General features: G+C 38.4%; 12 protein-coding genes and 1 riboswitch. All 12 genes read left to right on the top strand.

The window, feature by feature from the left end:
* The first annotated feature begins 103 nt into the window (after positions 1-103).
* The 12 genes from HMPREF1639_RS04940 to gluD all read left to right on the top strand — a co-directional run bounded on the left by HMPREF1639_RS04940 (position 104) and on the right by gluD (position 13,426).
* Positions 104-2,257, top strand: coding sequence for a Tex family protein (locus HMPREF1639_RS04940; protein ID WP_036764007.1), 2,154 nt, complete (start codon positions 104-106; stop codon positions 2,255-2,257).
* Positions 2,258-2,421: 164 nt separating this feature from the next.
* Positions 2,422-2,533: riboswitch (FMN riboswitch) on the top strand.
* An 88-nt stretch (positions 2,534-2,621) separates the two neighbouring features.
* Complete coding sequence (locus tag HMPREF1639_RS04935; protein WP_036764003.1) at positions 2,622-3,242, top strand: ECF transporter S component; 621 nt, start codon at positions 2,622-2,624, stop codon at positions 3,240-3,242.
* A 282-nt stretch (positions 3,243-3,524) separates the two neighbouring features.
* On the top strand, positions 3,525-4,319 hold the full coding sequence (locus HMPREF1639_RS04930) for an acyl-CoA dehydratase activase (protein WP_036764000.1): 795 nt from the start codon (positions 3,525-3,527) through the stop codon (positions 4,317-4,319).
* A 543-nt stretch (positions 4,320-4,862) separates the two neighbouring features.
* Positions 4,863-5,783 carry a bifunctional enoyl-CoA hydratase/phosphate acetyltransferase gene (locus tag HMPREF1639_RS04925; RefSeq protein ID WP_036763997.1) on the top strand — a complete coding sequence of 307 codons (921 nt, stop codon included), beginning with the start codon at positions 4,863-4,865 and terminating at the stop codon, positions 5,781-5,783.
* A gap of 237 nt (positions 5,784-6,020) precedes the next feature.
* Positions 6,021-6,479 (top strand): tRNA (adenosine(37)-N6)-threonylcarbamoyltransferase complex ATPase subunit type 1 TsaE, encoded by a 459-nt coding sequence (gene tsaE, locus HMPREF1639_RS04920; RefSeq protein ID WP_036763996.1) that lies wholly within the window; start codon positions 6,021-6,023, stop codon positions 6,477-6,479.
* Positions 6,476-7,195, top strand: coding sequence for a tRNA (adenosine(37)-N6)-threonylcarbamoyltransferase complex dimerization subunit type 1 TsaB (gene tsaB / locus HMPREF1639_RS04915; protein ID WP_036763995.1), 720 nt, complete (start codon positions 6,476-6,478; stop codon positions 7,193-7,195). Before tsaE ends, tsaB begins: the two co-directional genes overlap by 4 nt.
* The gene (gene rimI, locus HMPREF1639_RS04910) at positions 7,185-7,631 is read left to right on the top strand and encodes a ribosomal protein S18-alanine N-acetyltransferase (RefSeq protein ID WP_036763993.1); all 447 of its coding nucleotides are present in this window, start codon (positions 7,185-7,187) and stop codon (positions 7,629-7,631) included. Before tsaB ends, rimI begins: the two co-directional genes overlap by 11 nt.
* Positions 7,632-7,634: 3 nt before the next feature.
* Positions 7,635-8,654, top strand: a complete 1,020-nt coding sequence (tsaD, locus tag HMPREF1639_RS04905) for a tRNA (adenosine(37)-N6)-threonylcarbamoyltransferase complex transferase subunit TsaD (RefSeq protein WP_036763991.1) — start codon at positions 7,635-7,637, stop codon at positions 8,652-8,654.
* Between the two features lie 11 nt (positions 8,655-8,665).
* Positions 8,666-10,597: a ribosomal protection-like ABC-F family protein gene (gene abc-f / locus HMPREF1639_RS04900; protein ID WP_036763989.1), complete on the top strand. Its 1,932-nt coding sequence runs from the start codon at positions 8,666-8,668 to the stop codon at positions 10,595-10,597.
* A 130-nt stretch (positions 10,598-10,727) separates the two neighbouring features.
* The gene (locus HMPREF1639_RS04895; protein WP_036763987.1) at positions 10,728-11,363 is read left to right on the top strand and encodes a redox-sensing transcriptional repressor Rex; all 636 of its coding nucleotides are present in this window, start codon (positions 10,728-10,730) and stop codon (positions 11,361-11,363) included.
* A 376-nt stretch (positions 11,364-11,739) separates the two neighbouring features.
* Positions 11,740-11,907: a DUF362 domain-containing protein gene (locus tag HMPREF1639_RS04890; RefSeq protein WP_004167102.1), complete on the top strand. Its 168-nt coding sequence runs from the start codon at positions 11,740-11,742 to the stop codon at positions 11,905-11,907.
* A gap of 265 nt (positions 11,908-12,172) precedes the next feature.
* Complete coding sequence (gluD, locus tag HMPREF1639_RS04885) at positions 12,173-13,426, top strand: NAD-specific glutamate dehydrogenase (protein WP_036763985.1); 1,254 nt, start codon at positions 12,173-12,175, stop codon at positions 13,424-13,426.
* Positions 13,427-13,520: the final 94 nt, after the last annotated feature.

Raw genomic sequence — 13,520 nt, 5'->3', positions numbered from 1 at the left:
TATGCAGACTACTTGTTTGGGGCTGATTCAGCAATACAATTAATTCGATAAGACAGAGAGGGCAGTTTTTCTGCCTCTTAAAAATACACAAAAAGAGGGAATTATGAATATTAAAGATATACTTATAAAAGAAATGGGCTTGCGTCCATCCCAAGTTGAAAACACTATAAAATTAATAGATGAAGGCAATACAATTCCATTTATAGCCAGGTATAGGAAGGAAATGACTGAAGAAATGACCGATATCCAGTTGAGGGAATTTGGAGAAAAATTGACCTATCTCAGAAACCTAGAGGCTAGAAAGGAAGATGTAAAGAGGCTGATAGATGAGCAAGGCAAGCTTGGACAAGACCTGATAGAGGCTATAGAAAAGGCCAAGAGTCTACAAGAGGTTGAAGATATCTATGCACCATTTAAGCAAAAAAAGAGAACTAGGGCCACTATAGCCAAGGAGAGGGGTCTAGAGCCACTGGCAATGATGATACTTCTTTCTAAAAAATTAGACCTAGGCAAGGAGGCCATGGCCTATATAGACCCCGAAAAAGGAGTAGATGACATAGATACTGCTATAGCAGGTGCCAAGGATATACTAGCCGAAGTAATGAGCGACAATGCGGATATTAGAAAGTACATAAGAGAGCAGGCCTTGAAAAGAGGTCAACTACAATCCAAGGCCAAGCTCGAAGAAGATTCAGTATACAGGCTTTACTATGATTTTACTGAGAGGGTGGCAGATATACCACCCCATAGAACACTGGCTATAAATAGGGGGGAAAAGGAAGGCATCCTAAATGTTAAGCTAGTAGTCGACGACCAGCAGATGCTAGACAAAATTGTCAGGTCCTATATCAATACTCAGAATACGGGAAATGAAGCTATTATAGAAGAAGTAGCCCTAGATGCCTACAAGAGGCTGATTTTCCCAGCCATAGAGAGGGAGGTTAGAAACAATCTAACAGACCTAGCCCAAGAGAGGGCTATCAAGGTATTTGGTAAAAATCTACAGGGACTCCTACTACAGCCACCTATAAAAAATGCAGTGGTCATGGGCTTTGACCCCGCCTATAGGACTGGTTGCAAGATTGCAGTTGTAGACAAGAATGGCAAGCTGCTAGACTATACTACAGTCTATCCAACTAAACCCCAGAACAAGGTTGAGGAAGCCAAAGCCAGTCTCAAGAAGTTGATTGAAAAATACAAGGTGGATATAATATCTATCGGCAATGGTACTGCATCAAGAGAGTCAGAACAATTTGTGGCAGAGATGATAGGTGAAATAGATAGGCCAGTATCCTACCTGATAGTAAATGAGGCAGGTGCCTCTGTATATTCAGCATCCAAACTGGCCAATGAAGAACACCCGAATATAAACGTGTCTATAAGGGGGGCCATATCAATAGCGAGGAGACTCCAGGACCCTATGGCTGAACTGGTAAAGATTGAACCTAAGAGTATAGGAGTAGGCCAGTACCAGCATGACGTAAATGAAAAAAGGTTGACCCAGGTCCTAGATGGAGTGGTAGAGGATTCTGTCAATCAAATAGGTGTAGACGCCAACACAGCATCCTACTCTCTGCTAGAGCACGTGGCAGGAATATCATCAAGCCTAGCCAAGAACATAGTAGCCTATAGGGATGAAAATGGTGACTTCAAAGACATAGAAGAACTGAAAAAGGTAAAGAGGTTGGGACCAGCAGCCTTCAAACAGGCAGCAGGCTTTATAAGATTACCAAATGCCAAGAACCCACTGGATAATACAGGTGTCCATCCCGAATCATACAAGGCTTGCCAAGCAATGTTGAATATATTGGGATATAGTCTAGATGATGTGACTGAGTCCAGGTTAGACCAGCTAGACAAAAAGATAAGGGAATATGGTTTGGACAGGCTAAGTGAAGAAATAGGTGCAGGTCAGGCAACCCTAAAGGACATAGTAGATGAAATCAAAAAGCCTGGTAGGGATATCAGAGAGGCTGGATCAAAGCCTATACTTAGGACAGACGTGATGAAGTTAGAAGACCTAGAAGAGGACATGGTCCTGACAGGTACAGTAAGAAATGTAGTAGACTTTGGTGCCTTTGTAGATATAGGTATTAAAAATGACGGCCTAGTTCATATATCTCAGATATCCAATAAGAGGGTGAAAAATGCATCCGACCTACTGACAGTAGGTGGTATCGTCAAGGTCAAGGTAATAGGACTTGACAAGGAAAAGGCTAGGGTATCCCTATCAATGAAGGGTGTAAGCCAATCCTAGCTGGATTTTTTTGGCTCCCAATACCCCATATAGGTGTATAAGTCAAGCTTGCAAATCAATCCTAGCTTGACTTAATAAATAGGTGCTAGAGACCAAAAAAAGACTGAAAAATATTGACTTTTTCTTATAAAAGTCATATAATAGTCTTGTAAAATAAAATAAAAATTAATCTTCGGGGGTGGGTGAAATTCCCTACCGGCGGTATAGCCCGCGAGCGCAAGCTGATTTGGTGAGATTCCAAAGCCGACAGTAAAGTCTGGATGAGAGAAGTAATGTTTTACAATGTTTATTGTAATGAAATGGTTTTTCCTGGGGATATTTTCTCCAGGAATTTTATTTTTCCCTCGAAAAATAGGAGGACAAAATGGAAAAGGTTAATTCAGTAAGTTTAAAGAAAAGAAGAGTATCTACATTATCTATGGTAAAGGTTGCCTTGTTGGCTGGGATAGCGTATGCATTGATGTTTTTAGAGATGCCAGTGCCACTATTTCCAGGTTTCTTAAAGATAGACCTATCTGATATGCCAGCTATAGTAGCAGGTTTGGCGCTTGGACCAATAGCAGGTTTTGCAGTTGAAGCAGTAAAGAATTTCCTTCACCTAATCACAGCGACTAGTACAGGTGGTGTTGGAGAAATAGCAAATATAGTAGTTGGATCTTCGTTTGTAGTAGTAGCTTCTCTAGTATATAGGAGCGAGAAGTCATTAAAGGCCTTGATCAAGGGATTTGCCCTAGGAACAATTGCTATGGTTATTATTGGATCTGCTATGAACTACTTTGTAATGTTGCCATTCTATGGTCAGATAATGGGCTTAGAGGCCATAATTGGAATGGGTACAGCCATTAATCCTAATGTAAAAGACCTACTATCTTTCGTTTTATGGTTTATAGCACCATTTAACCTAGTTAAGGGAATAGTAATATCAATAATTACAATACCACTCTATAAAAAGATAGAAAAATTGATAAAAAATAATTTATGTTAATCAGCAATTAAAGTTGAGGTAAAAATATATAAAAGGTCCTATTTTCAATATGATATTGAAAGTGGGGCCTTTATTATGGTATAATTGACGAGGAGATAGGTTTGTTAATAATCCTTGATATTGTTTTTTAATTATCAATGATTGACAATTACTTATGAATTATAATTTCGTATAAAATATTTAAAAATAATATTATATTTCACAAAAAATGGGTATTATACTAAATGTTAAAATCTATCGACGATATTTAATTTAAACAAATTATATAGGAGGCGTTTTAAAATGAGTAGTGTATACACAATGGGTATTGACATTGGATCAACATCATCAAAGTGTGTGATAATGAAGGATGGAAAAGAAGTTGTAAGTGAAGGTGTAGTTAGCCTAGGTGCCGGTACTAAAGGCGCTGACTTGGTTATAGAAGAGGTACTTGGAAAAGCAGGAAAAAGTTTTGATGAAATAGACCTAATTGTATCTACTGGATATGGTAGAAACAGCTATGAAAAGGCTGCCAAGACTGTCAGTGAACTTAGTTGTCATGCTAAGGGCGGTGGCTTTATATTTGGTGGTGTAGGTACTATTATAGACATCGGTGGTCAGGATATTAAGGTATTGAAGTTAAATGACAAGGGTGGTCTTGTAAACTTCTTGATGAATGACAAGTGTGCTGCTGGTACAGGTAGGTTCTTGGAAGTTATGGCAGGCGTATTGGATGTAAAACTGGATGAGCTAGGCGATCTAGATGCCAAGTCTACAGAAGTAACACCAATTAGTTCAACATGTACAGTATTCGCTGAGTCAGAAGTTATCTCATGTATGGCTAAGAAGATCCCTCTAGAAAATATCATAAGAGGTATACATGCGTCTGTTGCTACTAGAGTTGCTAGTTTGGCAAGAAGAGGTGGTCTAAAGACTCCTGTTGCCATGACTGGTGGAGTAAGTAAGAACAAGGGTATAGTTAGAGCCCTTAACGAAGAGTTGGAATGTGATATAATGATATCTCCTGATTCTCAGATGGCAGGTGCTATAGGTGCTGCCATATACGCTTTTGATGAACACCAGAAGCATAACGCTTAAGTAAATTAATATAGAAATTTTTGGGCTGGTCTTGGCTCGTATTTAAGAGGATCTTATTTGAATAGGGTCCTTTTTTATATAAATATATAGGCTGCATAAAGGCTGTTACAACAAAATAAAGGCCATACATTCTAATTAGAATTAATGAATGTGTGGCCTTTATTTTTATTATAGTTCTATACCTTCAACGTCCTTGCCTACCATTTGTACATATTCTTTCTCTTGTCAGAATAGAATGCTAGTCCACCATCATATTCCATTACGAAAGCAATTGGTCTAGTATGTGGCTGGTTACTATCAACTTTGTGAAGAGTGTCAATCTATGCAATAGAGGTGTAAATCAAATAGATACAAGCTATATTTTAATAGGTAAAAGGCCGGTAAAAGATAAAAAATATAAACAAAATGTTAAAAAATACAAAAACTTACAAAAAAATTCAAGAAAACGCTACTATTATCCTATAAATGTGATAAAATATATATAGGTGAAATGGGCCTTGAGTGGCCCAGGTTGATAATACTTATGTTATAGGAGTGTATAGAATGATAAATCAGGATTATTTTATTAATTTAGCTAAGGAAAAAACTGGTGATGCTATCCAGACGGTTGCTGTTGCAGCTCCACACGACTTAGCTACATTAGAATCTTTAAGAAATGCAGTTGACCTAGGATTTACAAAGGTAATCCTAGTAGGTGATGAAAATATCATTAAGAGTGTAGCCGAGGAAGCAAACTTGGATATATCTGACATGGAACTAGTACATGCTGAGAACTTGGCGGATGCTGCTCAGAAGTCAGTTGACCAGGTTAATGCTGGCAAGGCTAGTCTAATAATGAAGGGTCTAATAGATACTTCAGTAATACTTAAGGCAGTAGTTAAGAAGGAAAATAACCTTAGAACTGGAAATACTTTGAGTTACGTTGGTATCTTGTTCAATGAAGATAGAGACAAGTACTACCTAACTTCTGACGGTGCAATGTTGATAGCTCCAGACCTAGCACAGAAGAAGGGCATAATAGAAAATGTTGTAGATGTTGCCCACGCCCTAGGTAATGAAGAACCAAAGATAGCAATGATATGTGCCAAGGAAAAATACTACGAAAAGATGCCTGCTACAGTAGATGCAGTTGCCCTACAGAGAATGAACCAGGAAGGTGAAATTACAGGATGTCTAGTAAGTGGACCTCTACAGATGGATAATGCTGTTGACCTACATGCAGTTGAAGTAAAGGGTATAGATGATCCAGTTGCTGGTCGTGCAGATATACTAGTTGTTCCTGCTATCGAAGCGGGTAACATACTATTAAAGACTGCTAAGTATCTAGGTGGATGGACATTTGGTGGTATAGTTGTTGGTGCCAAGGTGCCAATCGTTGTATGCTCAAGATCTGACGGAGAATCTGCTAAGTTGGTTTCAATAGCTGTTTCTTGTATGCTATCTGCTAGAAATGCACAAAAATAAGAAACTATAAGGTTTTGATATACATATGAGTATTTGTTATTTGTCTCGTATGTGCCCATTACATTGATAAACATATATTGATTAATAATTATAAATGAGACACTACCTGAGTCTAGGACTTTCAGATTTTTGATTTGGAAGTTGATAGACTTGGGTAGTGTCTTTTTGTGGATATTTATTTGTGGTATATATACTATTAATGGTATAATAATATTATTTGAAATATAAGGAGGCTATATGAGGAGTATCTATCTAGAAAATGAAAATGCCACTTCTAGTCTGGGTCAAAAGATAGGTAAAAACCTGTTTGAAGGTGCAGTTTTGTGCCTGAATGGAGATTTGGGTGCTGGCAAGACTGCCCTTACAAAGGCAATAGCTATCGGACTTGGCATAGAAGAGGATATAACTAGTCCTACCTTTACTATAGTCAATGAATATGAGGATGGTAGGCTAAAGCTAAACCACTTTGATGTATACAGGATAGGCTCAAGTGATGAGATGTACGATATAGGTTTTGAAGAATACATTGATTCAGATGGAGTTTGTATAATAGAGTGGTCACAGATAATAGAAGACATATTACCTGATGAGAGGTTGGATATAAATATCAAGTATGAAGGAGAGGCTAGGCGTCTAGAGTTTGTTGCTAGAGGTCAGGCCTATGAAGAATTGGTTGAGGAGGTTACTAGAGCATGATTATTTTGGGTTTGGACACTTCGACTAGGGCTGCAAGTGTGGCCTTGTGGTCAGATGGAATCCTGTTGGGTGAGCTTGTCGTGAATGACAAGAGGACACATTCACAAAAATTGATGCCTATTCTGGAGAGCTTGTGTGAACTGGCCAACATTAAAATAAGAGATGTAGACCTATTGGCTGTATGTATAGGACCGGGATCATTTACAGGGATTAGGATTGCCATGGCTACTGTCAAGGCCTTGGCTCATGTAGGAGACTTACCAGTAGTGGCAGTTAATTCTCTTGAAAGTTTGGCCTATAATCTGTCTGATAGTCAGGCTAGTCTGGTTCCTATATTGGATGCCCAGGGAAGTCAGGTCTATTCAGCAATATACAAAAGCCAAGAGGGACTACCAAAAATAAGTAGGGAGATAAAGGTGGTTGATATAGATGACTTGCTAGAAGAGGTCAAGCTAATCGAAGGACCGGTCATATTCCTGGGTGAAGGGGTCTATAAGTATGGAGATAAATTAGGCTGTCTAGGTCTAGATGCAAGGATAGCATCCAGCAATATAAATGTGTCTAGGGCAGCTAGTGTATGTGCCTGTGCCCACTACAAGTATAAAAAAGGTCTAGATGTATATACCTGCTATGACATTTTGCCTATGTACATTAGGAAGTCTCAGGCAGAGGTTCAATATGAAGAAAAGCAGAGGAAGATGAAAAATGATATATAGAAGGATGACTGCTGGTGATATAGACGGTGTGTATGAGGTAGAATTATCTGCCTTTGAAGATCCCTGGTCTTATAATTCTCTAAAGGGAGAGCTAAAAAACAAGTTGTCCAGGTATATAGTGGCAGATAATGATGGCAAGATTGTTGGCTATGTAGGAGCCTGGTATATAATAGATGAGGCCCATATTACCAATGTAGCTGTTCACAAGGACTTTAGGGGGCAAAAAATAGGAAACGGCTTGATAGAGGCCTTGCTTGCTATGTGCGATAGGGACAAGATAGCGTCTATAACCTTAGAGGTTAGGGCAGGTAATTTTGTTGCTCAGGGGCTCTACAAGAAGTATGATTTTTTGGCAGGTGGCGTCAGGAAGGAATACTATACTAATAACAAGGAAGATGCAATAATAATGTGGAAACAGCTCAGGGAGGTGTTTTAAGAAGTGAGTGATATTATAACGTTAGCCATAGAGAGTAGCTGTGATGAGACGGCCTGTGCCATTACTAGGAATGGCAGGGAGGTTCTTGCAAACATCATATCTACTCAGATAGAAATACATAAAAAGTTTGGTGGAGTGGTGCCAGAAGTGGCATCTAGAAAGCACATTGAAAATATAGATTTAGTAGTTCAGGAGGCTCTAGACACTGCAGGTATGACCTTTTCAGATATAGACCATATAGCAGTTACTCATGGACCTGGTTTGGTTGGAGCCCTATTGGTAGGCCTATCCTATGCCAAGGCCCTTGCCTTTACTCTGGGTATACCCCTAGTTGGAGTAAACCATATCGAGGGTCACCTGTCTGCCAATTATATAGAACACAAGGATTTGAAACCACCATTTATTACCCTAATAGTGTCCGGTGGTCATACCCACCTGGTGGAGGTCAAGGACTACGGTAGCTATGAAATATTGGGCAAGACCAAGGATGATGCCTCTGGAGAGGCCTTTGACAAGGTTTCTAGGGCCATGGGTCTGGGTTATCCAGGTGGTCCAATAGTGGATAGGTTGGCCAAGCAGGGTAATCCTGGGGCTATAGATTTTCCTAGGGCCTGTATCCATGATGACGGGTATGACTTTAGTTTTAGCGGTCTAAAGTCTTCTGTCCTAAACTACTTGAATTCCATGAAAATGAAAAATATAGATATAGTTCCAGAGGATGTATGTGCGTCTTTTCAGGCGGCTGTGGTAGACGTATTGACCAACAAGGCCATAAAGGCTTGCATGGACAAGGGCTACAAGACTATAACCCTGTCAGGAGGAGTGGCGTCAAATTCTGGTCTGAGGAGTCAGATGGCAGACTTGTGTCACAAGGCATGCCTAGACCTGAAGTATCCACCATTGGTACTTTGCACAGACAATGCAGCCATGATAGCCTGCGCAGGTTACTATAGGTATCTGGCTGGCAAAAGAGACAGCATGGACCTAAATGCAGTCCCTAATTTGAAGATTGATCAGGTTTAGGGGGTGGATCTATGATAATGTTGTCGTGCAACAATGTCTCCAAGTCTTTTGGGGTGGAGACTATACTAGAGGATATTTCTTTCTCGGTAAACGAGGGGGACAAGATAGGTATAGTTGGTGTAAATGGTACGGGTAAGACGACCCTATTTAAGGTAATAACTGGTATATTTTCCTATGATAGTGGGGAGATTTTTACTGCAAAAAATTGTAGGTTAGGCTACCTAGAACAGAATACCAACTTTTACTCGGAAAAGACCATATATGATGAAGTCGTTTCAGTATTTTCTGACCTGATAGTAGCCGAGGAAGAATTAAGAAACTTGGAACACCAGATAGCTAATTTATCCGACAGGGATTGTGCATCAGGCGATCAGTTAAAGAAGGTCATGGACCTGTATGGAAAAAAATATGAAGATTTTGAGGAAAAAAATGGTTATGCCTATAAGAGCATAGTCAAGGGAACCCTAAAAGGTTTAGGCTTTAGCGATGAAGAAATGGATAAGACTGTAAATGTATTGTCGGGTGGAGAAAAGACCAGAGTCCTACTAGCCAAGCTCCTTTTGAGCAAGCCATCCCTTCTTCTGCTAGACGAACCGACCAACCATCTAGATGCAGATGCCATAGAATGGTTGGAGAGCTTTTTGAGGGCCTATGAGGGAACTATAATGATCATATCCCATGATAGGTACTTTTTGGACCAGTCTGTAAATAGGATTTTCGAGATGGAGAACAAGCACCTTACTAGTTATAATGGGAATTATACGGACTATCAGAAACAGGCTAGGGTCAACAGGGAAATAAGGTTGAGACAGTATGAAAATCAGCAAAGAGAAATAAAAAAGCAGGAAGAATCAATAGAGAGGCTCAAGGCCTATGGTAGGGAAAAACACCTAAAGAGGGCCAGGAGCAAGGAAAAAATGCTTGACAAGGTTGATAGGATTGAAAAACCTGCAGAACTTAGAAAAAAGGCTAGATTTAATTTTGTATTAAGGCATCAAAGCGGAAATGATGTTTTAGAAGTAGAAGGGCTGGCCAAGTCTTATGGAGATAGAAAACTATTTAAGGATGTAGATTTTAACTTATATAGGGGAGAAAAGGTAGCACTAATAGGACCTAATGGAGTCGGCAAGTCAACCCTTTTTAAGATTATAATGGGTGATGAGGGGCAAGATAAGGGTTCCTATAAGGTAGGTCAAGGTGTAGATATAGCCTACTTCCACCAGGAACAAAAGTCCTTGAATCTGGAAAATACCATAATAGACGAGGTATGGAACGATAATCCACATATGACTCAGACGGAGGTAAGAGGCTTGTTGGGAGCCTTTTTGTTTGAAGGTGAAGATGTATTCAAGGGTATAAAGACTCTGAGTGGTGGAGAGAGGGCGAGAATAGCTATATTAAAGCTTATCCTATCAAAGTCAAACCTCTTGCTACTGGATGAGCCTACTAACCACTTGGATATAGATTCCAAAGAAGTTCTGGAAGAGGCCCTAAAAGAATATGAAGGGACCCTACTTACCATATCACATGATAGATATTTCCTTAACACAGTAGTAGACAGAATCATGGTACTTAAACCGGATGGAGTGGAAGAATATTTGGGCAATTACGAATATTACCAAAATAAGAAGAGGCAGGAGTTTGAAAAAAGTCAGCTGGTAGATATGGATAAGCAAACCAGTAAGACAAAGACCCAACTAAAGGAAGAAAAAAGGCGTGAAAAAGAGCTTAGACAGATTGAAAATAAGGCAAAAAAGGTTATAAAAGATATAGAATCAGAAATAGAACTTACTGAAAAACAAATAGGTGGACTAGATTATATGCTTTGTCAGGAAGAGGTCTACACCAGTCCAGAACGCTCTAAAGAGGTCAATCAGGAAAAAAGTGACCTAGAAAAACGTTTGGCTAAATTATACGAAAAATGGGAACAAATATTGGGATAAAAGTGTTTTAAATTTATCGAAAATAAGGTATAATATATATTATAATAGTGTAAATTGGTAGAGTTGACGTTTTTTTTAACAAGAATGTTGCTTTATGATATTATAAAATATAGGATACAGGAGGACTGGAATGGGAAATAAAAATATTTCAATGGCCGTAATCAGAAGATTACCTAAGTATTACAGGTATTTGGCTGACTTGCTGTCAAGAGATGTACAGAGAATATCTTCAAAAGAGTTGAGTGAGATAATTGGATTTACTGCCTCTCAGATTAGGCAGGACCTTAATAACTTTGGTGGATTTGGTCAGCAAGGATATGGCTATAATGTAGAAGCCCTTCACAAGGAAATTGGCAAGATTCTTGGTCTAGATAGAAAATACCGTGCTATCTTGATAGGTGCTGGTAACTTGGGTCAGGCCTTGACTAATTATACTGGCTTTAGAAATGCTGGATTTGAAACTATTGCCGTATTTGATGCCAATCCGAAGATGATAGGTTTGAAGATTAGAGACTTCGAAATAATGGATTCAGACCACTTAGAAGATTTTGTTAGGGAAAACAATGTAGATATAGCTATAGTATGTATACCTAAAAATGGTGCTCAGGGTGTAGCTGACAAGTTAGTTGGTGCTGGCATAAAGGGTATTTGGAATTTTGCCCCAATAGATCTTGAGGTTCCGAGCAACATCATAGTAGAAAATGTAAACTTGACAGAGAGTTTGTTTACTCTTTCTTACCTGATGAAGGAAAATGAAGGAAACTAGAATTTGATTAAATTTTACCCCTAGTTAGTCATAGATTATTGAGATATAGGATATTGCTTTATGCTTTGGTCCTATATCTTTTTTGTATCCACCTGTAAATTTTTCAGTTATAGTATAAATATGACTAAAAGATAAACAGGATATGAAACTTAATTATAATTGATAGTGAAAGTATATAATTGAAGATGTATAATTCTCAATTAAGATGAAGTTTTGATATAATCATAAAACTATAAAATTAAAAATATTATTATACTAATGACAAATAAGGTTATAAAAAAAGTTTTATTTTTTTGAAAAAATCAATTGCAAAAATACTAGGAGTTTGTTATAATAAATTTATCGATAAAATATAATTAATTAGGAGGAAATAAAAATGGCATACGTAATTAAAGATTCTTGTATAGCTTGTGGTGCTTGTGCAGCTGAATGTCCAGTATCTTGTATATCTGATGGAGATATCTATTCTATAGATGCTTCAGCTTGTATCGATTGTGGATCATGTGCTGGTGTTTGTCCAGTTGATGCTCCTCAGCCAGAATAATAGCGAGAGATAATTAAGATTTCAAACTCAGTGTTTACACTGAGTTTTTTGCTATGTAACAATATTTTTCTGAAATAAAAAATATTGTTAAAATTTAAATTATTATACACTATTCCACCTACATGTGTTATAATTCTATTAGGGTCAGGAAAATGTTTCTTCAGGAGAGGAAAGTGATTTTTAAATCATTTTTCGTGCTTAAATTGCGTTTTTCTGCGAAAAAATAATAAAATTTAGAGTATCTTAAATTTAAGGAGGCTTACAAATGGCAAATGTATTTGAAATGGCACAGGCTCAGGTTAAGAACGCTTGTGACAAGTTAGGAATGGAACCACAGGTTTATGAACTATTAAAGGAACCAAGAAGAGTTATCGAAGTTAACATCCCAGTTAAGATGGATGATGGTTCTATAAAGGTTTTCAAGGGATATAGATCTCAGCATAACGATGCAGTAGGACCAACTAAGGGTGGTATCAGATTCCATCCAAACGTATCTATAGAAGAAGTTAAGGCACTTTCTATATGGATGACATTCAAGTGCTCAGTAACTGGTATTCCTTACGGTGGTGGTAAGGGTGGTATCATAGTTGATCCATCTGAACTATCTGAAGGTGAATTAGAAAGACTTTCTAGAGGATACATCGATGGTATCTACAAGTTAATCGGTGAAAAAGTTGACGTTCCAGCTCCAGACGTAAATACAAATGGTAAGATAATGTCTTGGATGGTAGACGAATATAATAAATTAGTAGGAGTTTCTTCTATAGGTGTATTAACTGGTAAGCCAGTTGAATTCGGTGGATCTCTAGGTAGAAATGAAGCTACTGGATACGGTGTTGCTGTTACAGTTAGAGAAGCTGCTAAGAAGATGGGTATAGACCTAAAGCAGGCTAAGGTTGCTGTACAGGGATTTGGTAACGTTGGTGCCTTCACTGTTAAGAACATCCAGAAGCTAGGCGGAACAGTTGTTGCTCTTGCTGAATGGGCTAAGGAAGTTGGACCATACGCTATATACAAAGAAGACGGACTAGATTTCCAGGCTATGTGGGATTACAGAGCTGAAAAGGGTAACCTAGTTGATTTCCCAGGTGCTAAGATGATATCTATGGACGAATTCTGGGCATCTCAGGTAGACGTTGTTGTTCCAGCTGCTCTTGAAAATGCTATAACTGCAGAAGTTGCTGAAAAGATCCAGGCTAAGCTAGTTTGTGAAGCTGCTAACGGTCCTACAACTCCAGAAGGTGACGAAGTTCTTGCTAAGAAGGGTATCATTCTTACTCCAGACATCCTAACTAATGCTGGTGGTGTTACAGTTTCTTACTTCGAATGGGTACAGAACCTATACGGATACTACTGGTCAGAAGCTGAAGTAGAACAGAAGGAAGACGAAGCTATGGTTAAGGCTTTCGAAGCTCTATGGGCTATAAAGGAAGAATACGGAGTAACTATGAGAGAATCTGCTTACATGCATTCTGTAAAGAGAGTTGCTACTGCTATGAAGCTTAGAGGTTGGTACTAAAATATAAAAAAGATTAGTATCTTATAAATTTCAAAATACATAAAAGGGCTATTAAATAGAGCCATTAAACAATATAAGAATTACAATTGAATAT

It is taken from the genome of Peptostreptococcus sp. MV1, from assembly GCF_000758885.1.
Taxonomy (GTDB): domain Bacteria; phylum Bacillota; class Clostridia; order Peptostreptococcales; family Peptostreptococcaceae; genus Peptostreptococcus.
The sequence above is the reverse complement of the archived record's forward strand: the minus strand, read 5'-3'. Positions and strand labels throughout refer to the sequence as shown.